Here is a 20,081-nt window from a genome sequence, read left to right as displayed (position 1 = left end):
TTGGGGCTTTTTCAGGGACGCGCCATGAATTATGCAGTGCAGGATGGCTTCGATTTCACGCCGCACGAATCGGATGAAGCGGACGAAGCGGATGAATCAGGCGAGGCGGACGAGCGCGCCATCGCCTGGCAAGCGGCCGCCACATCGCTCGACCGATACGGCAACGCGATCCTGCCTGCGTTGCTCACGCCCGCGCAGTGCGAAGCGCTGATCGCGCTCTACGCGGACGAACAGCGTTTTCGCTCGACCATCGTGATGGCGCGCCACAATTTCGGGCGCGGCGAGTATCGCTATTTCGCGTATCCGTTGCCGCCTTTGCTCGACGAGTTGCGTCACGCGCTCTATGCGCGGCTCGCGCCCATCGCGAATCGATGGAATGCGCAACCTGGTATCGACCCAAATACCAATGAAGCGTATCCCCGCGATCTCGACACCTTTCTCGCGCGCTGCCATCGCGCCGGACAAACGCGTCCGACGCCGCTGATCCTGCGTTACGGCAGCGGCGATTACAACTGCCTGCATCAGGACCTGTACGGCGATCAGGTGTTCCCGTTGCAGGTCGCCATTTTGCTTTCCGAGCCGGGCCGCGATTTCACGGGCGGCGAGTTCGTGATGACGGAATCCGCGTCGAACGGACAGCGCGCCGAAGTCGTGCCGCTCGCGCAAGGCGACGCCGTGGTGTTCGCCGTGCATCATCGCGCGGCGGCGGGAAAGCGAGGTGGCATCCGCAAGGTGGCGATGCGGCATGGCGTGAGCGTCGTGCGTAGCGGACATCGCTACACGGTCGGTTTGATCTTTCACGACGCGCGCTGAATCGAACGGATGCCGGATCAACATGAATATCGATAATCGGAATTGGCACGCCGTCGAAGCGCAATTGAACGACGAAGGCTATGCCGTGCTGGCGGACGGGTTCGACGCGACGCAAGCGCTCGCGCTCGGGCGCGAACTCATGCAGGCCGATGCGCGGTGCTATCGCAGCCGCGTCGCGCTCGACACACTGGATCTCGGGCGCGGCGAACTCCGCTATTTCGCCGACGATTTACCCGCGCCGCTCGACGCCTGGCGCGACGCGCTGTACCGGCATCTCGCGCCCATCGCGAATCGCTGGAGCGCGAAGCTCGGCGCGCCGCATGCGTTCGCGCCTGACTTTCACGGCTTTCTCGACGCCAATCTCGCGGCGGGGCAAACGCAGCCGCAATCGAGCGTCTCGCGTTTGCGCAGCGAGGACTGGCAGGCGCTGCATCAGCGCGACGCGGGCCGCGAGGTGTTTCCGTTTCAGGTCGTTGCCGTGCTCTCGGAACCGCAACGCGACTTCACAGGCGGCGAATTCGTGATGACGGAGCGACGCCCGCGCATGCAGTCGCGTCCGATCGTGGTGCCGCTGCGGCCCGGCGATCTCGCGGTGGTGGCGACCTCGCTGCGTCCGTGCGAAGGCGCGCAGGGCGTGTATCGCGTGTCGCTCAAGCACGCCATCAGCCGCGTGCGTGGCGGCGAGCGCATCGGTCTCGAACTGGCGTTTCATCACGAGGCGGACTAAGGCGCGCGCTAAAGCGCCGACACGTCACCTCGCTGTGCCTCACTGTCCTGCGATCGACTTGCGTGCGCTGTTGTCGTCGGCGTTGCGGGTCTCGCCGTCGTGCCATTGCGCACGGATCTTCGCCACGACCGCGCCCGGCAAGGGCACGTAATCGAGCGCCTGAATCGTGGTCTCGCCATGCGTGAGCGCCCAGTCGAAGAACTTGAGCGTTTCCTTGTCGCGGCCAGGTTTCGCGGGCGTCGTGCCCAGCAGCACGTAAGTCGCGCCCATCACCGGCCACGCCTCCTTGCCGGGCTGATTCGTGAGCACCTGATCGAGCGAGCCCGACCAGTCGGCGTTGGCCGCCGCCGCATTGAACGACGCCGCGCCCGGTTCGACGACCGCGCCCGCCGCATTGGTCATCGCCGTATAGGTGAGGCGATTGTGCTTCGTGAAGTCCCAGGCGATATAGCCGATCGCGCCGGGCAGATATCCGACGAACGTCGCCACGCCCTCGTTGCCCTTGCCGCCGATGCCGAGCGGCCAGTGCACGCTCGTGCCTTCGCCCACGCGCCGCTTCCATTCGGGGTTGACCTGCGCCAGGTAGTGCGTCCAGATCAGCGTCGTGCCCGAGCCGTCCAGGCGCCGCACCACGGCGATCGGCGTGTCGGGCATCTTGAGCTTCGGGTTCAGGCGCGCGATGGCGGGATCGTCCCAATACTGGATCTTGCCGAGGAAGATGTCGGCGAGCACGTCGCCCGTCAGCATCAACTCGCCCGCCTTGAGGCCCGGCAGATTCACGACCGGCACCACGCCGCCGATGGCGGTCGGGAATTGCCGCAAGCCCGCCTTGCGTAGCTGATCGTCGGTGAGCGGGGCGTCGGAGCCCGCGAAATCGACAGCGCGCGCGAGCACCTGCTTGATGCCGTCGGTCGAGCCGGTCGGCAGATAGCTGACCTTGCCGCCGCCCGACTTCAGATAATCGGCGGCCCAGCGCGCGTAGAGCGGCGCGGCGAAGGTGCTGCCGGCGCCGGTCACGCCGTCGGCATGCGCGACGCCAAAAGGCAGGCCGCTCATCGACGCGCCCAGCAGCGCGGCGATCAGGATTCGCGTTGTTTTCACGAGCGTCTCCATGCGAATGGCGCTGCGCGGCGCGCCTCGATGTGCTTCGCCAAAACGCGCAATACAGCCTGCATTAGAAGCCCGTGACCGGCGGGATTCAAATTGAATCGCGCTATCGTGCGAACGCTGGGTGCGCTGGCGCACAGAGCGGCGGCGAGGATAGCTAACGAACTCGCGGCAATGCGGCAATACGGCGCGCGCCGCGATCGAAGCTTGCTGTGAAAGGCGCTGTGAAAGCCGCTTTGTAAATGCGCTTGAAAAGCCGTTTGAATAAACCGGTTAATTCCCGCGCCGGTTGATTCGGGATTATTCGTATCGCGGCGAAAGCGCGCATTAAGGTTCCCCTAAGCCACGAGCGGAGAAAATCGCACTCGATGATGGGAGGCGCTTGTGCGATTGCTTTTACTTGAAGATGACGAAACGGTCGCTGGCCCGATTTATGAATTGATGTGCAGTGCAGGTCATGAAACGGACTGGGCGAGCAACGACTACGAAGCCGAATTGTCGCTGCAAAACGGCAGCTACGATCTGGTGCTGATCGCGCTCGGCTTCGCGCGTCTCGACGCGCTCGACATGCTGCGGCGTTACCGGCATCGCGGCGGCAGCGCGCCGGTCATCGCCATGATCGGCCGCAATACGCAAGAAAGCCCGATGGCCGCGCTCGACGCGGGCGCCGACGACTACCTGATCAAGCCGTTCGATCCCGCCGATTTCAGCGCGCGTATCCGCGTGCTGCTGCGGCGGCCGCAGCAAAACGCCGATCCCCGCCCGGACGGCGACCTGAAACTCGATCACACCCGTTGTTCGGTGCAGGTCAAGACCGAATCTGTCGCGCTCAAGCCCAGCGAATTCCGTCTGCTGTTTGCGCTCGTCAACGAGCCGCTGCGAATCTTCACGCGCGCCGAACTGGCCATGCGCATCTATGGACGCCGCAAGAGTGTCGTCAATAATGCGGTCGACGTCCACGTGCATGCGCTGCGGCGCAAGCTCGGCGCGGAGCAGATCGTGACGGTGCGCGGCGTGGGGTATCGGCTGCGCTAGGCCGGGCGGCGAAAGCGGGGGGGGATCAGGCGCAAGTCGAGTATCAGTCGGGCGCAAACTGCGCTGCTGGTTTACCATGCCAGCACGACGCCGCCGCACCAGGGGCGCGCCTCTAAATTCGAGGCGGACGTCTAAAGTTCGTGGGCCGGATGCCGAAAATCCGGGCATGACGCACGAACCTTCCCAACTTCCCGAGGACGATCCTATCTGGGCCGAAGCACGGGCACTCGAGGCCAGCATCCGCGCGATCCGGCGGGCTCAGGGCAAGAAGAATCCTGAGGATTTCCCGGCGGGCAGCGAGGAATGTCTCAACGCGATGGAAGCGTTCGTCCGCGACGTCCAGCGCGTTCTGGTTCTCTACGCCGAAGACCCCGATCAGGACGACGACGATCTGTTCGGCGCGGGCGCGTCCGGCTGATCGCGGCGTACGCCGCTCAGTCGCGGAGCGGCGTGGCTGCGGCCGTGCCTGCGCTCGTGGCCGCGATCAGCCGGCGCCGGTGCTCGTATGGGCCAGCACGAACGCGAAAACGTTTTCGAGCTCGCCGACGATCCGCGTGCCGGGCGGCACGCCCTCGAAAGCCGGTTCGGGGCCGACGCAGATCAGCGGCTTGCCAAAACGCGTCGCGAGGCGGATTTCGTCGAGCGTGCCCGGACCGCCCGGGAGCGCCACCACGACGTCGCTCGTCAGCACGTTCACGTAATTGCGGTTCAGCGCGTCGGCGGGCGCGTCGGGCTGCTTGCGCGGCAGCGGCGTGAGCACCGGCAGGTCGATATACGGATTCGGATAGCCCGCGAGCGGCACGAAACCGTGCTCCGGATGCGCTTCGCCCGGCATGATGCCGATCGAGCGTCCCTTGCGTCCGGGCGTGGTCGCGAACGCGCGCGCCGTCGACAGCATCACGCCCAGCCCCGCGCCGGTCAGCAGATCGAATCCCTGCCCGGCGATCCAGTGTCCCAGCGGGACCGACAGTTCCAGCCATTCGGTCTTGCCGGATCCCATAACGCCAACGATTGCCACCGCGCGCTCCTTGTATCCATGACGGTTTGGTGGACGGGATTTTACGTCGGCGCGCCGCTTATCGACCACCAGGCAGCGTTCAATCGACCACGAAAAGCGTCGCGCCCTTCGGCGACGACGAGCGGTGCGGCTCGGCGTGATCGGCGACCTGATAGCTCATGCCCGGCGTCAGCACGAAGCGGCGTCCGTCCGCGAGTTCCGTCTCCAGTTCCCCTGAAACGCACAGCAGCACGTGGCCCTTGGTGCACCAGTGATCGGCGACATAGCCGGGGCTGTATTCGACGAAACGCACGCGGATCGTGTCGAAATGGCGCGTGCGCCACGACGCGCTGCCGCGCTCGCCCGCGTGGATCGTGGGCGCCACGGTATCCCAGTTCGTGATGCCAAAAGGTACGGCGTCGATGCGCATGCGGGCTCCGCTGAGGTCGGTAGGGGTCGATTGAGTCGACAGGACGAATCGAACCTTACCGAAGCACCGCCGCGAGCGTCAGAGGCAGACTAAGCCGATTTGAACCGATACAGGCGCATCGACGCCCGCGCAAACCTCACATCAATCATCAAGCGCCGATCGCCACCGCGCGCTTGCCGCTGAAATCCCAGCGTTGCGCGTGCGCCGTGTCCACGGCGGCGGGCAGCAGACGGGCGGCGAGGAAGGTATCGGCGATCTTCTGCTGCTCGCCGAAATGGGCGGCTTCGACCGGGCGCACGAGGTAGCTGCGGCGCGCGTTGGCGCGCTCGATGGTGGCGGCGTCGAGTCCCCAGACCGGCGCGAGCAGACGCGCCGCGTCCTGCGGCGACTTGCGCACCCAGTCGCCCGCCTGGCGTAACTGCGCGAACACGGCGGCGAGCACGTCGGGGCGCGCTTCGGCGTAGCGCGTCGAGGCGAGATAGTAGCGCTGGTACGAGGCGAGTCCGTTGCCGTCAGCGAGAATCCGCACGTCGGCGTCCTGATCGACGGACGCCACATACGGGTCCCACGTCACCCACGCATCGACGCTGCCGCGCTCGAAGGCGGCGCGCCCGTCGGCGGGCGTCAGGTAGTGGATGCGCGCGGCGTCGGGCGGCACGCCCGCTTTCGCGAGCGCCGCGAGCAGCAGGTAATGGCTGCCCGCCGCCTTCGTCACGGCGATGTCCTTGCCGCGCAGATCGGCGGCCGTGTGCAGCGCGCCCGCGCGTTTGACGATGATCGCCTGCGCGCCCGGCGAAGGCGCTTCCTGGGCGAGATAGACGAAACGCGCGTGCGCGGCCTGGGCGAAGATCGGCACGGTGTCGGCGACGTCGGCGCTGAGGTCGATCGCTTCGGCGTTGAGCGCTTCGGTCAGCGGCAGGCCGCTCGCAAACTCGCTCCAGCTCACGGTCACGCCGAGCGGCGCGAGCGCCGCGTCGAGCGTGCCTTGCGTCTTGAGCACCGTAATCAGCGTCGACGACTTCTGATAGCCGATGCGCACGGTCGACGCCGACGTCGTTGCTGTCGCTGCGAAACCGGACCGCGCGAGCAGCGCGCCTGCGCCGAGCAACGAAGTCTGGGAGAGAAAACGACGGCGGGTACGCGAGAACATGGCAGGTCCGTGGCAGTGAGCGGCGTTGAGCAAAACGAGCACTCTAAAACCGGCACCGCCGCGCACCAACCAAGCAATGCTGATAAGCATCGAAGCGCGTACACGGCGCGCTCAAATGCAAAAGTTCAAACGCGCTCGCGCACCGCGCCGAAGCGTTGATACACCGCACGCGCCGCCGTATCGAGCGCAAAGCCCAGCGCGCCGATCACGAGCACGACCGCCATCAGTTCCGAATACGCGAGCCGGTCGCGGCAATCGAGAATCAGAAACCCGAGCCCGGAATTCACGCCGAGCATTTCCGCGGGCACCAGCACGATCCACAGAATGCCGATGGCGAGCCGCACGCCGGTCAGCACGTGCGCCGCGATGCCGGGCACGTAGATGTGCCAGAGCATTTCGGCGCGCGTCGCGGCGAGGCTTTCGCCGAGCTGGACCCAGCGCGCGTCGATCTGCTGCACGCCCGCCGCCGTGCTGATGACGATGGGCCAGACGGCCGCGAACGTCAGCAGGAAATAGACCGGCGGATCGCCGACGCCGAGCGACATCACCGCAATCGGCATCCACGCGAGCGGCGAGATCATGCGCAGAAATTGCAGCGCCGGCGACAGCGCGGTTTCGAGCGCCTTGAAGCGGCCGATCAGAAAGCCGAGCGGCACGCCGAACAGCATCGCCCACGCGAGCCCCACGCCGATCCGCCGCAGACTCGCGACGATATGCGTGAGCAACTGGTCTTCGCCGATCAGCGCGGGAAACGTGCGCCACGCCGCGAGCGGCCCGAACTGCGCGGCCAGCGCGCTGTGACGCGACACCAGCGCCACGCCGATCCACCAGGCGAGCACGATCGCCGCGAGCCCGGTCACGCCGAGCAGCACGCGCGCGGCGCGACGGTGCAGATTGCCGGCGTTCGCGCGAGGCGCGACGTCGCGCGCGCCCGGTGTGCCCGTCGCGCCGGATTCTTCGCTGAGGCTAGACAACGATGGTCTCCGTGCGCGCGTAAGTGTCCGGCAGACCGAAGGTTTTCATGCCGCCGACCGCCTCGATGCTCTTCTTCACGAAGCGGTCGTCCACGAGATCGCGTGCGACGAAAGCCGGATCGAGCGCGGCGAGGAATTGCCCGTTGCCTTGCAGTTGCGTCGTCTTGAGCCGCCGCACGAGTTCCTCGGTATAGGCCGGATACGGATAGGGCTGAAAGTCGATGCGCTTCTCGTGCCAGTCGGCGTGCACGATGGCGCGGTCGGCGAGATAGCGGCCTTCGTCGGCGGCCGTGGGCGCGAGCACGGTCTGCAGAATGCCCGCCGCGTGCGGCGTGTAGCGGTTCGGCCCGGTTTTCGACAACAGCTGCGCCGCTTCCTGCGGATGCGCGCGCGTCCAGGCCTGCGCCTTGACGATGCCGTCGACCACTTTCTGCGACCACGCGGGCCGTCCGCTCAGATCGCGCTCGTGCATGAACACGACGCAGCAGGCGTGATCGCGCCAGACGTCGCCGGTAAAACGCAGCACCTTGCCGACCTTGAGCGCTTCGGCGGCCGCATTGAACGGCTCCGCGACGATGAAGCCCGCGATCTGCTTCGCGGCGAGCGCGGGCGGCATGTCCGACGGCGCCATCACGACGAGGCGCACCTCGTTCGGCTTGAGCGCGCCGTCCTGCGTCAGCACCGGCGTGAGGCCCTGCGCGCGCAGCATGTCCTGCACCACGACGTTGTGAATCGAATACCAGAACGGCACGGCCACGGTCTTGCCGCCGAGATCCTTGAGCTGTCCGATCTCGGGCGCGACCGTGAGCGCCGAACCGTTGACGTGATTCCACGCGACCACTTTCGCGCTCGCCTGGCTGCCGTAGCGCGCCCAGATCGTCATCGGCGCGAGCAGGTGGACGACGTTGACCTGGCCGGACAGGAACGCCTCGACGAGTTGCGCCCAGCTACGCAGCAGCGTCGGTTTTTCGACTTTCAGGCCCGCCTGCTCGAAGTAGCCGTTGTTGTGCGCGACGAGCAGCGGCGCGGCATCGGTGATCGGCAGATAGCCGATGCGCAGCGGCGCGTCGGCGTCGGCGGCCGCGCGCGCGTTGGCGGCGCCCAAAAGCGGCGCCGCGCCCGCGACGGTGAACATCGAGGCGAGCTTGAGCCACTCGCGGCGGGTCATGGGGAGCTGGCACATGCGGTGGTCTTCCTCTTTGGGTATTTCGGAGCGGTGGGGTGTGGCGGCGGTTCAGGCGGACAGCGGCGCGTGGGTCGAGGCGTGCATCGACGCATGCATGCTCGCGTGCAAAGCGCCGACGAGCCGCACGCGCAACGCGCCGAGCGCTTCGACCTGATCCGCGCGCGGCTCGGGCAAGGCGATGGCGAGATCGAGCGCGATGCCGTCCGGGCCGAGCACGGCGACGCGGTCGGAAACCAGCAGCGCTTCGTCGATGTCGTGGGTGACGAGCAGCGTCGCCGCGCCGCTTTCGCGCACCACGCGCACGAGCAGGCGCTGCATGTCGGCGCGCGTGACTTCGTCGAGCGCGCCGAACGGCTCGTCGAGCAGCAGCGTGCGCGGCGCACGCGCGAGCGATCGTGCCAGCGCGACGCGTTGCGCCATGCCGCCCGACAACTGGCGCGGCGAGAAATGCGCGGCGTGCGCGAGCCCGACCGCCTGGAGCGCGGCGCGCACGCGCGCATCGCGTTCGCGGCGCGCGAGCTTCGGCTGCTTGCGAAAGCCGAGGCCGAACGCGACGTTGCGCTCGACCGACAGCCACGGCAGCAGACACGCGTCCTGAAACGCGAGCGCCACGTCGGGGCGCGGACCGTCGAGCGGCGCGCCATCGACCTGAACGCTGCCCGCGTGCGGCGCAATCAAGCCCGCCACGACGCGCAGCAGCGTGGATTTGCCCGCGCCGCTCGCGCCGATGATCGAGACCAGTTCGCCGGGCGCGACGTCGAGATCGACATTCGCGAGCACGCTGCGTTGCTGGCGGCGCAGCCCGACGCCGCGCAGCCGCAGACGCGGCGTCTCAGGCGACGAACCGGCGATGCCGCTCGTGCCGCTCGTGCCGTTCATGCGGCCTCGCTGCGCCGCTGCTGCGCGAGTTGCGATTTCAGTTGCACGAGGCTCGGCGTGACGATCGGCACGAAGGCGGCTTCGCGGCTGCGGCGCGCGGTGTCGTTGGGCGTGGCGCGCGACGCGTGCGAGCGCAGATAGCCGCGTCCGCCCGCCGCCTGTACGTCGAGATGCGCGGCGGCGTCCACCACGGCGGCCAGGCCGATGCGCAATTCAAATTGCGCGGCGGGCGCGGCGACGAACGCGCCGCTCGTCACCCCGGCGTAGAGGCGCGCGGTGAGGGCGTCGAGTTCGTGGCGCAGCGCTGCTGCATCGTCGGCGAGTGCGGCGCGCACGGCGGGGCTGCTCTCCTCGACGGCTTCGAGCGCGCGGCGCGCGAGGCCGATCGACATGCCGCATTGCAGGCCGAGGAAAGCCGGGCGCGCGCGGACGAGAAAGGCGCGCGCATCGGCGTCGATCAGCCAGCCTGCGTCGAGTTCGGCGCCGTCGAGCGTGAGCGCCGCCGTGTTGCTGCCGCGCAGCGCGATCAGGTCGAGGTCGTCGCTGCGCGCGACGCCGGGCGCATCGTGCGGCAGCGCGAAGATCGCGGGCGGTGCGCCGTCGTGACGATCGAACGCCGCCGCGACCACGAAGCCCTCGCGACGCAGATTGGTGATCCACGGCAGCGCGCCGTCGAGCGCGAAGCGCGTCTGCGCGGCGTCGAGCGGCGCGGCGCGCATCTGCAACGGCTCGATCGCGCTCAGAAACTTCATCGCGTTCGAAAGGCCGGTCGCGCCCGCGTGCTCGCCTGCCAGCAGCGCGGGCAGCCAGCGCGCGCGCAAGCCGGCGTTCGTGCTTTGCAGCAGATATTCGATGAACGTGCGCTGCCCCCAGAACACGAAGGCGCTCGCGAGCGAGTGGCGCGCGACGGCGGCGATCGCCTCGATGGCGTCGACGGTCGTGCCGCCCGCGCCGCCCAGTTCCGGCGCGACGCCCACGCGAAACAGCCCGGCGCGGCCCAGACGCGGCACGACGTCGGCGGCGTGCGCGGCGTCCGTATCGAGCGATTCGGCGTGCGCGTCGAGCCAGGCGGCGAGATCGGCGGGCAGCGCGGGCGCGGCGGGGCGTGTCATGCGGAGTGCTCCGTGGCGGGCTGTGTCGCGCGATGCAGATAATCGTCCGCGTTCCAGCGATAGCCCGCAAGTTGGGGGTTCAGTTCGTTCTGCGCGAAGTTGTTGGCGAAGTTGCACAGCGTGGCGAGACTCACGCCGAGGATCACTTCGAGCGCGTTCGCGTCGCTGAAGCCGGCGGCGGCGAAGGCCGCGCGCGCGGCGTCCTGCACCGCGCCGCGTGTGGCGATCACGTCGCGCGTGAAGACGGCCACGGCGTCGAGGCGCGCGTCGCCGCTTGGGCTACCGATGCGCAGCGCGTCGACCACGGGCGCGGCCAGTTGCGCCTTTTTCAGCGCGACGGCCGTGTGGCCCGCGACGCAGAAGCCGCAGCCGTGGATCGCGGCGGCGGTGATCTGCACGGCTTCGCGTTCGGCGAGCGTCAGGCCGCTGCGGCCATTGATTTCGCCGACGGTCAGATACGTTTCGAGCGCGACGGGCGCGTTCGCGAGCGAGGCGACGAGGTTCGGCAGGAAGCCGTTCGCGGCGAGCGAGCGCTCCAGGAAAGGACGGCTCGCCTCGGGGGCGCTTTCGACGGTGTGCAGCGGCAGACGGCTCATGGGATTCCTTACGGATAGAAGCGGATCGATGTGCCGATTCTGGGCGCGGCGCGAAGCGCGGGCAATGCGCCGCTGTCCGCGATTCATGCGGGATTGTCTTGCGCGGTGCGGACGGGTTCGCGATCGGGCCGCGTTGAAGCGGCGCGCGGCTCGGATCAGCGCAACTTAGTGCAGCGCGGCGAGCGCCGCGTCGCCCGAGGCTGCGCGCCGCCATGCGCCGGGCTGGACGCCGGTCACGCGCTTGAACGCCTGGGCAAACGCCGATTCGGACTGATAGCCCACCTGCTCGGCGGCGTCCGGCATGCTTGTGCCGGTGCTCAGCATCGACGCCGCGAGCTTCATGCGCACGAGCGTCAGGAACTGCGCGGGCGGCTGGCCGCAGAGTTCGGCGAACAACTTGCAGAAACGCGCGCGCGACATGTGCGCGAAATCGGCCATGCTCGCCGTGGTCCAGCGCCGCCCCGGCTCGGCGACGATGGCCGCGACCAGCGGCGCGAACGCCGGACGGCGCAGCAGCGCCCAGAAGCAGGGCGTCAGTTCGTCGTTCGAATCGAGCGCGCGCAGCGTGTAGAGAAACAGCAGGCTCGTGAGCCGCGCGATCAGGGGCGAGGGCGTGTGCGGATCGAGGTGCGCCTCGGCGCGGATCAACTCGAAGATCTGGCGCGCGCCGTGCAGCGCGGGCTGATCGTGCCGCGCGATCACGTGATCGGGCAGCAGGTCGAGCATCAGGCCGTCGAGGCCGGACTTGAACTCGAAGAAGCCGCACGCGAGACCGAGACTGTCGGGCGCGGTCAGGCTGGCCGCGTCGAGCGGCGTCATCGCGCCGTGACGGGCGTGTTCCGCGCCCGCTGCGGGCGGCAGCGCGTGCGGCGACAGGCAGTGCGCGACGTCGTCGAGCAGGAACACGGCGTCGCCGGCGGCGAGCGCCACGCTGCGCGCCGGACGGCCGGCCCGCTCAGGAAGATGCAGCCAGCAGCGGCCATGCAGGACGAGGTGGAAACTGGCGCGGCGATGACCGCTCGTCGAGGCCTGCCAGGCGCCGCAATACTGGCCGACGTGAAACAGCGTGCTGGTGACTTCGAGCCCTTCGATCAGCCAGGCGGAAAACGCATCGACTTGGGACGGCATGGAATCGGAACGGAGAAAACGCGCGCGGACGTCGCGCACGGTCTCTCACCATAATGCGTTTTGCCGCCGCGCTTACGAAGTTATTGTTCGATGCTTATGGGGGATGGCGGATTGGTGCGGTGCCTGGCAGCGCGATGCGGATAGCGATGCCTCGTTGATGCGTCCCGCCATGTCGGCGACGATCCGGCAAAACTCATCAGGGTCTTCGAGCATCATGCTCGCCCACAGATCGCGCCGCATTGGCTTTCTCACCTCCGCGTCACGTCCCGTTCTGGGACTCCATCGCACTCTCCTCACACAGCAGTTCGAGAAAAGTCTGCTGGAACGCGGTGCCGAGCCAGTCGGTCCGCACCGTGTATCCAACCGCGCGGCTCGCACCGGGCAATTCCAGATTCAGGGCGACGAGTTCGCGCCCCGGATACGCATCGCGAATCTGCGCGCGCGACAGCAGGGTCAGGCAATCGCTTTCCATGAGCATCGCCAGCATCATCGCGAGCGAACTGGTTTCCACGACCAACGGCGGCTTGACCGGCAAGCGCGCGAATATCGAATCGATCACCGCGCGGCGCGGCACGTTGTGTTGCGGCATGACCCAGTCATGGTCCGCCAGATCCGCGAGGACCACGGATTTACGCTTTGCCAGCGCGTGCCCTTTGCGCACGGCCACGACGTAAGGATCGGCAAACAATTCCGTTTCGTGGACCAGGCCGGTGAGACGCGGCTCGCGCAGTCCGCCAACGAGGAAATCGATCCCGCCGCTGCGCAACTCGCGGAGCAGATGCGCATGAGACCCCTCCTCGACGGTGACGCGCGACGCGGGATAGCGTTGGCGCAGCCGTTGAATGGCGCGCGCGACGAGGCGCGGCGGCAGCAAGGGCAGCACGCCGATCGACACCTTGCCGGTGAGTTGCCCGCGCGCGTAGGCGAGTTCATCGACCGCCTGGGTGATTTCATAGAGCGCGAGGCTCAAACAGCGCGCGAACTCGGTGCCGGCGGGGTTCGCCGACACGTTATGAACGCGGCGGCGATAAAGCGACACTCCGACGTTCTGCTCAAGCTGCCGCGCCGCCCGATGCACCGCGGGCTGGGAGATGCCCAGCGACAACGCGGCCTCGGCGGCGGACCCGCCCTCGGCAATCGCCATGTGGCAGCGCACCTGCGCATCGGTCAGGCGCCGGCAAATCTTGGCCGCATTCGCCGCCGACTGACCGGTGAGCACGACCACCGCGCGCTCCATCTGATCGAGCATGCGCCGCACGCGCCGCTGCACGATGATCCCGTCGCCCGTCAATTCACTGCCGCCGAATCCCCGCTCGAACAACTGGCAATCAAAACTCGCTTCGAGTTTGTTGATCGCCATGCTCACGGCCGGCTGCGTGCGGCCGGCGTGAATGGCGGCCTGCCCGATTCCGCCCGCTTCGCACACCGCGTCGAAGAGAAAGAGACGCCTTAATCGCGCCAGATCATCGTCTGGCGATGTGTGTCCATCGACCTGCATCGAGCCTCCAGCATGACCAGGAGAAAACCCTGAGCTTAACGTAAATTGATGGCCTGCGGCTCACTTCGTATTGAGTCCTGGCGCGGCATCTCACTTACAGTAACGTTCAATTCAGCAGGACATTTTCAGCCAGGAGCACCTTCATGTCCGTCGTGATCGACACGCATACACACGCAATTTCGCCTGATACGCAACGTTATCCGCTCGCGCCGGTGGGTGGCCATCAATCGGAGTGGTCCGCCAAACGACCGGTCGATTACGAAGGTCTGCTCGCATCGATGGATGAGGCGGGGATCGACCGCGCCGTGGTCGTGCAGGCGTCGACCGTCTACGGAAACGACAATAGTTATGTCGTGGATGCGGTGCGCGCGCACCCGGATCGTTTTGCCGGCGTGTTCTCGATCGATGTGCTGGCAAGCGATGCTGTCACGCAAATGCAGCGCTGGCTCGACGCCGGTCTCTCGGGTCTGCGCCTGTTCACGACCGGCAGCACGATGCCGGGGCAAGCGGGCTGGCTCGATGACGAACGTTCGTATCCGGTGTGGGACTATGCGCAGCGCCATGGCGTGTCGATCTGCCTGCAGATGACGGCGCAGGGTATTCCCGCGCTGCTGAACATGCTCGCGCGCTTTCCGGATATCCGCGTGCTGCTCGACCATCTGGCGCGTCCGGAACTCGCCGGCGGGCCGCCTTATGAAGCGGCGGCGCCGCTGTTCAGCCTCGCGTCGCATCAGGGCGTGTATCTGAAGCTGACCAATCGCACGATCGCCGCCGCCGCGCAAGGCGCCTCGACGCCGGCGCAGTTTTTCCCGCGCGTGCTCGATGCGTTCGGCGCAAAGCGTATTGCGTGGGGATCGAATTTCCCCGCGGCCGAAGGCGCACTGTCGCAATTGCTGACGGAAGCGCGCGAGAGCCTGTCGATGTTGCCGACCGAAGCGCAACAGGCGATTTTCAGCGGAACGGCGCGTGCGGTGTATCCGTCGCTCGCCGCGTGAACCTGCACCCTGCAAAGTGAAATCCTGAACGTGAACCGCCCAACCCAACCTTTGCGATTGAAGGTCGCGCTGAAGTCCTATGCGCACACGCGCGCGCTCAAAGCCGGCGATCTGACTGACCCGTCTGTCGAACTCGTATTCGACGAAATCGAGCCCATTCACAACGCGTTCGCGCCGATGGCGCGTCGTCAGGCATTCGACGTCAGCGAACTGGCCATCGTCACATATCTGCAGGCGAAGGCCTATGGCAAGCCGCTGATCCTGTTGCCTGCCGTGGTGGCTGCGCGTTTCCAGCAAGGCTGCATCATCTGCAGCACCGCGCGTCCCAAGCCCACGCTCGACGCATTGGCGGGCAAGCGCATTGGCGTGCGTGCGTACTCGCAAACCACCGGCATGTGGGTGCGGGCGATCCTCGGCGAAACCTATGGCGTGCCGCTCGAACAGATCGATTGGGTGACGCTCGATCGGGGCCATCTGGAGGAATACGCCGAGCCGCCTTTCGTCAGCCATGCCGAGCCGGGCAAACAGCTTTTATCGATGTTGCGTTCGGGAGAAATCGACGCCGCCATTCTCGGTAATGATCTGCCCGACGATCCGGACTTCACGCCGCTGATCGACAACGCCGCCGCAGCCGACCGCGAATGGTATGCACGGCACGGCTATGTGCCGATCAATCACGTGGTCGTCGTGACGGAAGATCTCGCCAGGACGCATCCGCTGGCGGTGCGTGCCGTGTACGATTTGCTCAAACGCGGCAAGGACTCGGTCGCCGCGCAGAACGCCGGCGCGCCCGACAAACTGCTGTTCGGTTATGACGCGCTGCGCGGGCCGCTCGAAGAGACGATCCAGTATTGCGAGCAGCAGAAGTTATTACCGCGCAAGCTGAGCGTCGATGAAATCTTCGCGGATAGTTTGCGCATCCTGGGCGAATCCGGAAGCTGAAGGATTGGCTTTCGCGTGACCCGCGTTCGAGCGAATCTGAATTCGCCGCTGTTTTTCAAGGAGATATCATGGCTCTGCCAGGCAAAGGCACCGCTTCGCCACCGAGAGGTCGCCGTCCGTTCTATCGCGACTTGTCGCTCCAGGTGCTGGCCGGCATGGCGTTGGGTACCGCCACGGGCTATTTCTTCCCGAAGTTCGGCATCAATCTGCAACCGCTCGGCGATGCGTTCATTCGCATTATCCAGATGCTGATCGGTCCCATCATCTTTTGCACTGTCTGCAGCGGAATTGCGGGCGTCAACGACTTCAAGAAAGTGGGGCGGGTCGCCATCAAGGCGCTCGTTTATTTTGAAGTCGTGACGTCGCTCGCGCTCGTGCTGGGGCTTGTCGTCGTCAATGTGCTCAAACCGGGTGTCGGCATGAATGTCGATCTTCATGGCATGCATTCGGCTGCGGTCGATAGCTATGTCGCGAAGGCGCATCATGTCGTGACGACGAGCGAGTTCCTGCTCAACGTGATTCCGCACACGGCGATTAGCGCCTTCGCGGGCGGCGATGTGTTGCAGGTGCTGTTCTTTTCGGTGCTGTTCGCGTTCGGTCTTGCAGCAATCGGCGAGCGTGCGCAACCGGCGTTGAATCTGATCGAGTCCGTGTCCGGCGCGCTGTTCTGGATCATCGGCCTGACGATGAAGATCGCGCCGCTTGCCGCGTTCGGCGCGATTGCCTTTACGGTCAGCAAATTCGGCTTCGGTACGCTCATGTCGCTCGGCAAACTGCTGCTGGAGTTTTATCTGACCTGTGCGCTGTTCATTCTGCTGATTCTCTGGCCGATCGCGAAGGTCAATGGTTTCAGTCTGCTGCGTCTGATGCGCTACATCGGCGCGGAGTTGTTGCTCGTGATCGGCACCAGTTCGTCGGAGACGGTGTTTCCGCAATTGATCGACAAACTCGAACGACTGGGTTGCGAGAAGTCGGTGGTCGGTCTCGTGTTGCCGACGGCCTACACATTCAATCACGACGGCACCTGCCTTTATTTCGCCGCAGCGGCGGTATTTCTCGCGCAGGCCACCAACACGCCGATGAGCTGGCACGATCAACTGGTGCTGCTTGCCGTTCTGCTGCTGACGTCGAAGGGTGCGGCGGGCGTTTCCGGCGCGGCGATCGCCGTGCTGGCCGCCACGCTGGCCGCATCGAACACCATTCCGGTCGAATCGATCGCGTTGATACTCGGCATTCACAAGGCGTTGTCGAGCGGCTTCGTGTTCACCAACATCGTCGGCAATACCGTGGCGACCATCGTGGTGGCGAACTGGGAAAAGGCGCTGGACCGCGTGGCGCTGCGCCGCGAGTTGAAGTCGGGATTCAAACCCGCGCCGGTTGCGTCGGCGCGTCTCAATCAGACTCATAGCGGCCACGCCGGCAACTAGCCGCACGGCGTCGCGGCACTGGCGGAACCGATGGAGCGGTTCCGCCAGTGCAAGGAAGCAAGCGCATATCAAGGAGTTTCATTCAACTAGTTAGGCATGCATATCGTCTGGAGGTTGTCGTTTCCTCCGCACGATAAAAATAAAATACATAGACGGAGACATGGCATGAAAGCACTCGCGTGGAGAAGCATTGGCGTTGGACTGTCACTCGCAGCCGGCGCGTCGCCGGCCTGGTCGCAAAGCAGCGTTCAGATCTACGGCACGGCAGACGGCGGCGTTCGTTACCAGACCAACGCGGTCAAAGGAGGAGGCACTGTGGTGACCATGAATTCGAATGGTTACTACAGTTCCAACAAACTGGGCTTTCTTGGAAAGGAAGACCTGGGCGACGGATGGAATGCGCACTTCCGTCTGGAAAGCGGCTTCAATCTCGGCAACGGGCAACTGGACAACACCACCAATACCTTGTTCAACCGCCAGTCGTTTGTCGGCATCGGCAATCGCAAATACGGCTCGCTCGATTTCGGGCGGCAATACACGATCGCGCACGACATCATCAGCATTTACGATCCATTTGGTTTTCACTACACGCCGATTCTGCCGCTCACCCAGGCATCGGACGGCACGCGCAACAACAACTCCGTCAAGTACAAGAACGACTTCGGGCCTTTGTTGTTCGAGGTGGACAATTCGTTTGGCGGCGTGGCGGGCAATTTCAGCAGCGGCGCGACGCGCTCGGTCGGCGTGAGCTACAGCATGGGACCGGCGAGCATAGGCGGCGTGTACGGGCATCGCAACATTCTCACCGGCACGACCTATATCGGTGACAGCTATTACATGGCGGGCGCGGCTTATAGCATCGGTCCGGTCAGGCTCTCGGGCGGCTTCATGTCGGAGGATCTCCAGAATCCGGCCGCGCCGCACCAGGTGACGAATAACGCGTTCGGCGGGTTTTCGTGGAATATCCAACCCTATCTGATTCTCGGCGGCGGCTATTACCAGACCACCGTATCGACCGACAAGGCCGGCCGCCGGGGGCTCGCGATCATGTCGCTCGCGTATCTGCTTTCCAAGCGCACGACGCTCTATACCGAAGTCGACTACACGTCTTACCGGCACGCGGTTGTCAGCACGCTCAACCCCGCCGGTGCGTCGAGCCAGACGGCCGTGACCGTGGGTCTCGACGTGCTGTTCTAGCCGCACCGATTGCGCGGATACGCGCGCTCAAAAGCTCCGGCTCAACCAGCCAAACGCATGTAGCGTCGAGGTCGAAATCGGCGTGGCGATGGCGGCGCTGATATTGCCGGGCATCGGCAGATCGATCACGCGGATGGCGTTCGCGTCGTCGTGCATCAGCGACATCGCGCCGACGCGATGCGCGCACAACGCTTCGACATAATCGACAGGCTGTGCCAGCAATTGCGATGCACAGGCGGCGCGCGCGCTCGCGAGGCTCATATCGGTGTCCGGGCGCGCGGTATCCGGCAGCAGGGTTTCCAGGCCGAATGCGTCGGCGCTCATCGCGAGCGTGATCCAGATGCCCGCGAAGGCGATGCGCAGCGAAAGCGGCGAGGGGCAGCCCGATTCGTCGAGGACCGGCTGGCCGTGCGCATCGTCGGAAAGGGCGACGGATTCGGGCGACTTGTCGAGCGCATCGCCGAGAATGCGGCGCAACGAGACGCGCGCGATGGCGTAGCGCCGCGCAAAGGCGGGATTGCGATGATGGCGCAGCCGTGCCGTTTCCTCGCGCGACAACCACAGCGCCGCTTCTTCGCGATTCAGATAATCCCAGCTTGCAGCGAGTCGCCAGATCATCAGTTCGCCGCTACGCGGCAGTGCGTGTTCCTTGCGTGTGTGCAGGCCCGAACGGTGCGGAATGAACTCGATGCCGGGTGTTGCATAGATAGGGTGTGACGAGTGGAAACCGCGCGCGGCTCCCGCATGCGTCGTGTCTTGCACGCTGCCTCCTTGTCGTTGAAATCGCGGCGCTTGCTGGCGCGCCGGCTTGGGTGACTGGCGCGGCGCAACGCCTATTGCGAGGTGCCGAACCACTCGCGCACATAGTCGGCGCCTGGCGGGCGCGGTTTGTCGGCGGATGAGGCGGGCGGCGTGCCGACGAACAGGAATCCGAGCACCTGCTCGTTTTCCGCGAAGCCGAGCGCGTCGTGCATGCGTGTGTCGTAGCTGTCCGCGCCGGTCGCCCAGAATCCGCCGTAACCCAATGCGTGAATCGCGTTGAGCATGTTCATTGTCGCGGCGCCGAGCGCGAGCACCTGTTCCACTTCGGGAATGCCGGTGTCGTGCGAGATCGCGGCCGCGAGCGCAATCACGAGCGGCGCGGCAAATGCCCTTTGCCGACGATGCGCGTGCGCTTCGCGCGGCGACTCAGGCGTGCGCGAGGCCGCGATATCGACAAGCAAGTCGCCCAGTGCGCCACGGGCTTCGCCGCGCACGACGACGAAGCGCCACGGGCGCAACTTGCCGTGATCGGGTGCGCGCATGGCGGCCTCGAAGATCAGATCCAGCTCGGCGTCGCGCGGAGCGGGTTCGGCGAGCGGCCAGTGCGAGCGGCGCGAGAGCAGCACGTCGAGTGCAGCATTGGCGCGGACGTCGTGCGACGCGTCGTGCGCCGGTTCGTGTGCAGCGTCGGCAGCGGGGCGCGAAGGCGCGAGCGTGGAGGTTGTCATGAATATGAAAGGTTGACTGGGGAATCAGGACGCCGTCTATGATGCGTAATTTTCGGCGCAATTACAAATGATTCGCATTCAGATTTTTAAAGAAAGGCCCGAAGCGGACATGCGAGCGCGGCGTGAAACCGCGTATCGGCGGGCTTTTCAGCGAATTGGGAAAGGAGGGCGCGCGCATTCGAGAGCGCGCTTGCAGACGACGGAGAGTCGACGCATCTTATGCGCAACGAATCGCGCACACGACAATCCGGCAATTAATTCGGATTACAAAGTGAAGTGGCGGTAAGTCTTGCCCGAGATCGGCTCGCCACGGGTTTGAAGCGTTCTGCACATTGCCGCCGCGGTTTGGGCGTCGTGCGCGCGAAGGGTAGCGCCTGAGCATGACACTTTCCATAAAG

At 65.8% G+C, this 20,081-nt stretch carries 21 protein-coding genes; 8 read left to right on the top strand and 13 right to left on the bottom strand.

Annotated features, from left to right (window positions below):
* Window positions 1-24: 24 nt before the first annotated feature.
* Complete coding sequence (locus BMY06_RS33025; protein ID WP_080180089.1) at window positions 25-813, top strand: 2OG-Fe(II) oxygenase; 789 nt, start codon at window positions 25-27, stop codon at window positions 811-813.
* Window positions 814-835: 22 nt separating this feature from the next.
* The gene (locus BMY06_RS33020) at window positions 836-1,540 is read left to right on the top strand and encodes a 2OG-Fe(II) oxygenase (protein ID WP_074987214.1); all 705 of its coding nucleotides are present in this window, start codon (window positions 836-838) and stop codon (window positions 1,538-1,540) included.
* Window positions 1,541-1,579: 39 nt separating this feature from the next.
* On the opposite strand, the gene pstS is transcribed toward BMY06_RS33020, so the two are convergent.
* Entirely contained in the window at window positions 1,580-2,641 is a 1,062-nt protein-coding gene (gene pstS / locus BMY06_RS33015) for a phosphate ABC transporter substrate-binding protein PstS (RefSeq protein ID WP_375790428.1), read from the bottom strand.
* Between the two features lie 390 nt (window positions 2,642-3,031).
* Between pstS and BMY06_RS33010 the strand changes: the two genes are divergently transcribed.
* The gene (locus BMY06_RS33010; protein WP_065062843.1) at window positions 3,032-3,682 is read left to right on the top strand and encodes a response regulator transcription factor; all 651 of its coding nucleotides are present in this window, start codon (window positions 3,032-3,034) and stop codon (window positions 3,680-3,682) included.
* 166 nt (window positions 3,683-3,848) lie between these two features.
* Window positions 3,849-4,100, top strand: a complete 252-nt coding sequence (locus BMY06_RS33005; RefSeq protein WP_065062845.1) for a hypothetical protein — start codon at window positions 3,849-3,851, stop codon at window positions 4,098-4,100.
* 66 nt (window positions 4,101-4,166) lie between these two features.
* Here the strand turns inward: BMY06_RS33005 and BMY06_RS33000 are convergent, their stop codons facing one another.
* From BMY06_RS33000 to BMY06_RS32955, 10 genes are all read right to left on the bottom strand, one after another.
* Window positions 4,167-4,700, bottom strand: a complete 534-nt coding sequence (locus tag BMY06_RS33000) for an SLOG cluster 4 domain-containing protein (protein ID WP_074987212.1) — start codon at window positions 4,698-4,700, stop codon at window positions 4,167-4,169.
* Window positions 4,701-4,779: 79 nt separating this feature from the next.
* The gene (locus tag BMY06_RS32995) at window positions 4,780-5,109 is read right to left on the bottom strand and encodes a DHCW motif cupin fold protein (RefSeq protein ID WP_065062849.1); all 330 of its coding nucleotides are present in this window, start codon (window positions 5,107-5,109) and stop codon (window positions 4,780-4,782) included.
* A 148-nt stretch (window positions 5,110-5,257) separates the two neighbouring features.
* Entirely contained in the window at window positions 5,258-6,259 is a 1,002-nt protein-coding gene (locus tag BMY06_RS32990; protein WP_074987211.1) for an aliphatic sulfonate ABC transporter substrate-binding protein, read from the bottom strand.
* Between the two features lie 125 nt (window positions 6,260-6,384).
* Complete coding sequence (locus BMY06_RS32985; protein ID WP_080180088.1) at window positions 6,385-7,233, bottom strand: ABC transporter permease; 849 nt, start codon at window positions 7,231-7,233, stop codon at window positions 6,385-6,387.
* The gene (locus BMY06_RS32980) at window positions 7,226-8,416 is read right to left on the bottom strand and encodes an ABC transporter substrate-binding protein (protein ID WP_065062853.1); all 1,191 of its coding nucleotides are present in this window, start codon (window positions 8,414-8,416) and stop codon (window positions 7,226-7,228) included. Before BMY06_RS32980 ends, BMY06_RS32985 begins: the two co-directional genes overlap by 8 nt.
* Before the next feature lie 51 nt (window positions 8,417-8,467).
* Window positions 8,468-9,298: an ABC transporter ATP-binding protein gene (locus BMY06_RS32975; RefSeq protein ID WP_074987210.1), complete on the bottom strand. Its 831-nt coding sequence runs from the start codon at window positions 9,296-9,298 to the stop codon at window positions 8,468-8,470.
* Window positions 9,295-10,410 carry an acyl-CoA dehydrogenase family protein gene (locus tag BMY06_RS32970; protein WP_074987209.1) on the bottom strand — a complete coding sequence of 372 codons (1,116 nt, stop codon included), beginning with the start codon at window positions 10,408-10,410 and terminating at the stop codon, window positions 9,295-9,297. Before BMY06_RS32970 ends, BMY06_RS32975 begins: the two co-directional genes overlap by 4 nt.
* Window positions 10,407-11,006: a carboxymuconolactone decarboxylase family protein gene (locus BMY06_RS32965; protein ID WP_074987208.1), complete on the bottom strand. Its 600-nt coding sequence runs from the start codon at window positions 11,004-11,006 to the stop codon at window positions 10,407-10,409. Before BMY06_RS32965 ends, BMY06_RS32970 begins: the two co-directional genes overlap by 4 nt.
* Window positions 11,007-11,171: 165 nt before the next feature.
* Complete coding sequence (locus BMY06_RS32960) at window positions 11,172-12,134, bottom strand: AraC family transcriptional regulator (RefSeq protein ID WP_074987223.1); 963 nt, start codon at window positions 12,132-12,134, stop codon at window positions 11,172-11,174.
* 259 nt (window positions 12,135-12,393) lie between these two features.
* On the bottom strand, window positions 12,394-13,632 hold the full coding sequence (locus BMY06_RS32955) for a LysR family transcriptional regulator (protein WP_074987207.1): 1,239 nt from the start codon (window positions 13,630-13,632) through the stop codon (window positions 12,394-12,396).
* 143 nt (window positions 13,633-13,775) lie between these two features.
* On the opposite strand from BMY06_RS32955, the gene BMY06_RS32950 reads away from it, so the two are divergent.
* The 4 genes from BMY06_RS32950 (at window position 13,776) to BMY06_RS32935 (ending at window position 18,193) form a co-directional block, all read left to right on the top strand.
* Window positions 13,776-14,627: an amidohydrolase family protein gene (locus tag BMY06_RS32950; protein ID WP_065062862.1), complete on the top strand. Its 852-nt coding sequence runs from the start codon at window positions 13,776-13,778 to the stop codon at window positions 14,625-14,627.
* A gap of 30 nt (window positions 14,628-14,657) precedes the next feature.
* Entirely contained in the window at window positions 14,658-15,569 is a 912-nt protein-coding gene (locus BMY06_RS32945) for a substrate-binding domain-containing protein (protein ID WP_074987206.1), read from the top strand.
* A gap of 68 nt (window positions 15,570-15,637) precedes the next feature.
* Window positions 15,638-16,996 carry a C4-dicarboxylate transporter DctA gene (gene dctA / locus BMY06_RS32940; RefSeq protein ID WP_065062866.1) on the top strand — a complete coding sequence of 453 codons (1,359 nt, stop codon included), beginning with the start codon at window positions 15,638-15,640 and terminating at the stop codon, window positions 16,994-16,996.
* Window positions 16,997-17,161: 165 nt separating this feature from the next.
* On the top strand, window positions 17,162-18,193 hold the full coding sequence (locus BMY06_RS32935; protein WP_065062868.1) for a porin: 1,032 nt from the start codon (window positions 17,162-17,164) through the stop codon (window positions 18,191-18,193).
* Window positions 18,194-18,220: 27 nt separating this feature from the next.
* Here the strand turns inward: BMY06_RS32935 and BMY06_RS32930 are convergent, their stop codons facing one another.
* The gene (locus BMY06_RS32930; RefSeq protein WP_074987205.1) at window positions 18,221-18,955 is read right to left on the bottom strand and encodes a 4'-phosphopantetheinyl transferase family protein; all 735 of its coding nucleotides are present in this window, start codon (window positions 18,953-18,955) and stop codon (window positions 18,221-18,223) included.
* Window positions 18,956-19,026: 71 nt separating this feature from the next.
* A complete protein-coding gene (locus BMY06_RS32925; protein ID WP_080180087.1) occupies window positions 19,027-19,683 on the bottom strand; it encodes a nitroreductase family protein in 657 nt (218 codons plus the stop codon).
* Window positions 19,684-20,081 lie beyond the last annotated feature (398 nt).

This window comes from Paraburkholderia tropica (assembly GCF_900109265.1).
GTDB classification, from domain to species: Bacteria; Pseudomonadota; Gammaproteobacteria; order Burkholderiales; family Burkholderiaceae; genus Paraburkholderia; species Paraburkholderia tropica.
Note: the sequence above shows the minus strand (reverse complement) of the source record. Positions and strands in the feature narration are given on the sequence as shown.

What these genes read in the sequence shown, in the direction of transcription:
- BMY06_RS33025 (WP_080180089.1), top strand. Translation starts at nt 25, where the DNA reads ATGAATTATGCAGTGCAGGATGGCTTCGATTTCACGCCGCACGAATCG.
- BMY06_RS33020 (WP_074987214.1), top strand. Translation starts at nt 836, where the DNA reads ATGAATATCGATAATCGGAATTGGCACGCCGTCGAAGCGCAATTGAAC.
- BMY06_RS33005 (WP_065062845.1), top strand. Translation starts at nt 3,849, where the DNA reads ATGACGCACGAACCTTCCCAACTTCCCGAGGACGATCCTATCTGGGCC.
- BMY06_RS32995 (WP_065062849.1), bottom strand. Translation starts at nt 5,109, where the DNA reads ATGCGCATCGACGCCGTACCTTTTGGCATCACGAACTGGGATACCGTG.
- BMY06_RS32990 (WP_074987211.1), bottom strand. Translation starts at nt 6,259, where the DNA reads ATGTTCTCGCGTACCCGCCGTCGTTTTCTCTCCCAGACTTCGTTGCTC.
- BMY06_RS32980 (WP_065062853.1), bottom strand. Translation starts at nt 8,416, where the DNA reads ATGTGCCAGCTCCCCATGACCCGCCGCGAGTGGCTCAAGCTCGCCTCG.
- BMY06_RS32975 (WP_074987210.1), bottom strand. Translation starts at nt 9,298, where the DNA reads ATGAACGGCACGAGCGGCACGAGCGGCATCGCCGGTTCGTCGCCTGAG.
- BMY06_RS32970 (WP_074987209.1), bottom strand. Translation starts at nt 10,410, where the DNA reads ATGACACGCCCCGCCGCGCCCGCGCTGCCCGCCGATCTCGCCGCCTGG.
- BMY06_RS32965 (WP_074987208.1), bottom strand. Translation starts at nt 11,006, where the DNA reads ATGAGCCGTCTGCCGCTGCACACCGTCGAAAGCGCCCCCGAGGCGAGC.
- BMY06_RS32960 (WP_074987223.1), bottom strand. Translation starts at nt 12,134, where the DNA reads ATGCCGTCCCAAGTCGATGCGTTTTCCGCCTGGCTGATCGAAGGGCTC.
- BMY06_RS32955 (WP_074987207.1), bottom strand. Translation starts at nt 13,632, where the DNA reads ATGCAGGTCGATGGACACACATCGCCAGACGATGATCTGGCGCGATTA.
- BMY06_RS32950 (WP_065062862.1), top strand. Translation starts at nt 13,776, where the DNA reads ATGTCCGTCGTGATCGACACGCATACACACGCAATTTCGCCTGATACG.
- dctA (WP_065062866.1), top strand. Translation starts at nt 15,638, where the DNA reads ATGGCTCTGCCAGGCAAAGGCACCGCTTCGCCACCGAGAGGTCGCCGT.
- BMY06_RS32935 (WP_065062868.1), top strand. Translation starts at nt 17,162, where the DNA reads ATGAAAGCACTCGCGTGGAGAAGCATTGGCGTTGGACTGTCACTCGCA.
- BMY06_RS32925 (WP_080180087.1), bottom strand. Translation starts at nt 19,683, where the DNA reads ATGACAACCTCCACGCTCGCGCCTTCGCGCCCCGCTGCCGACGCTGCA.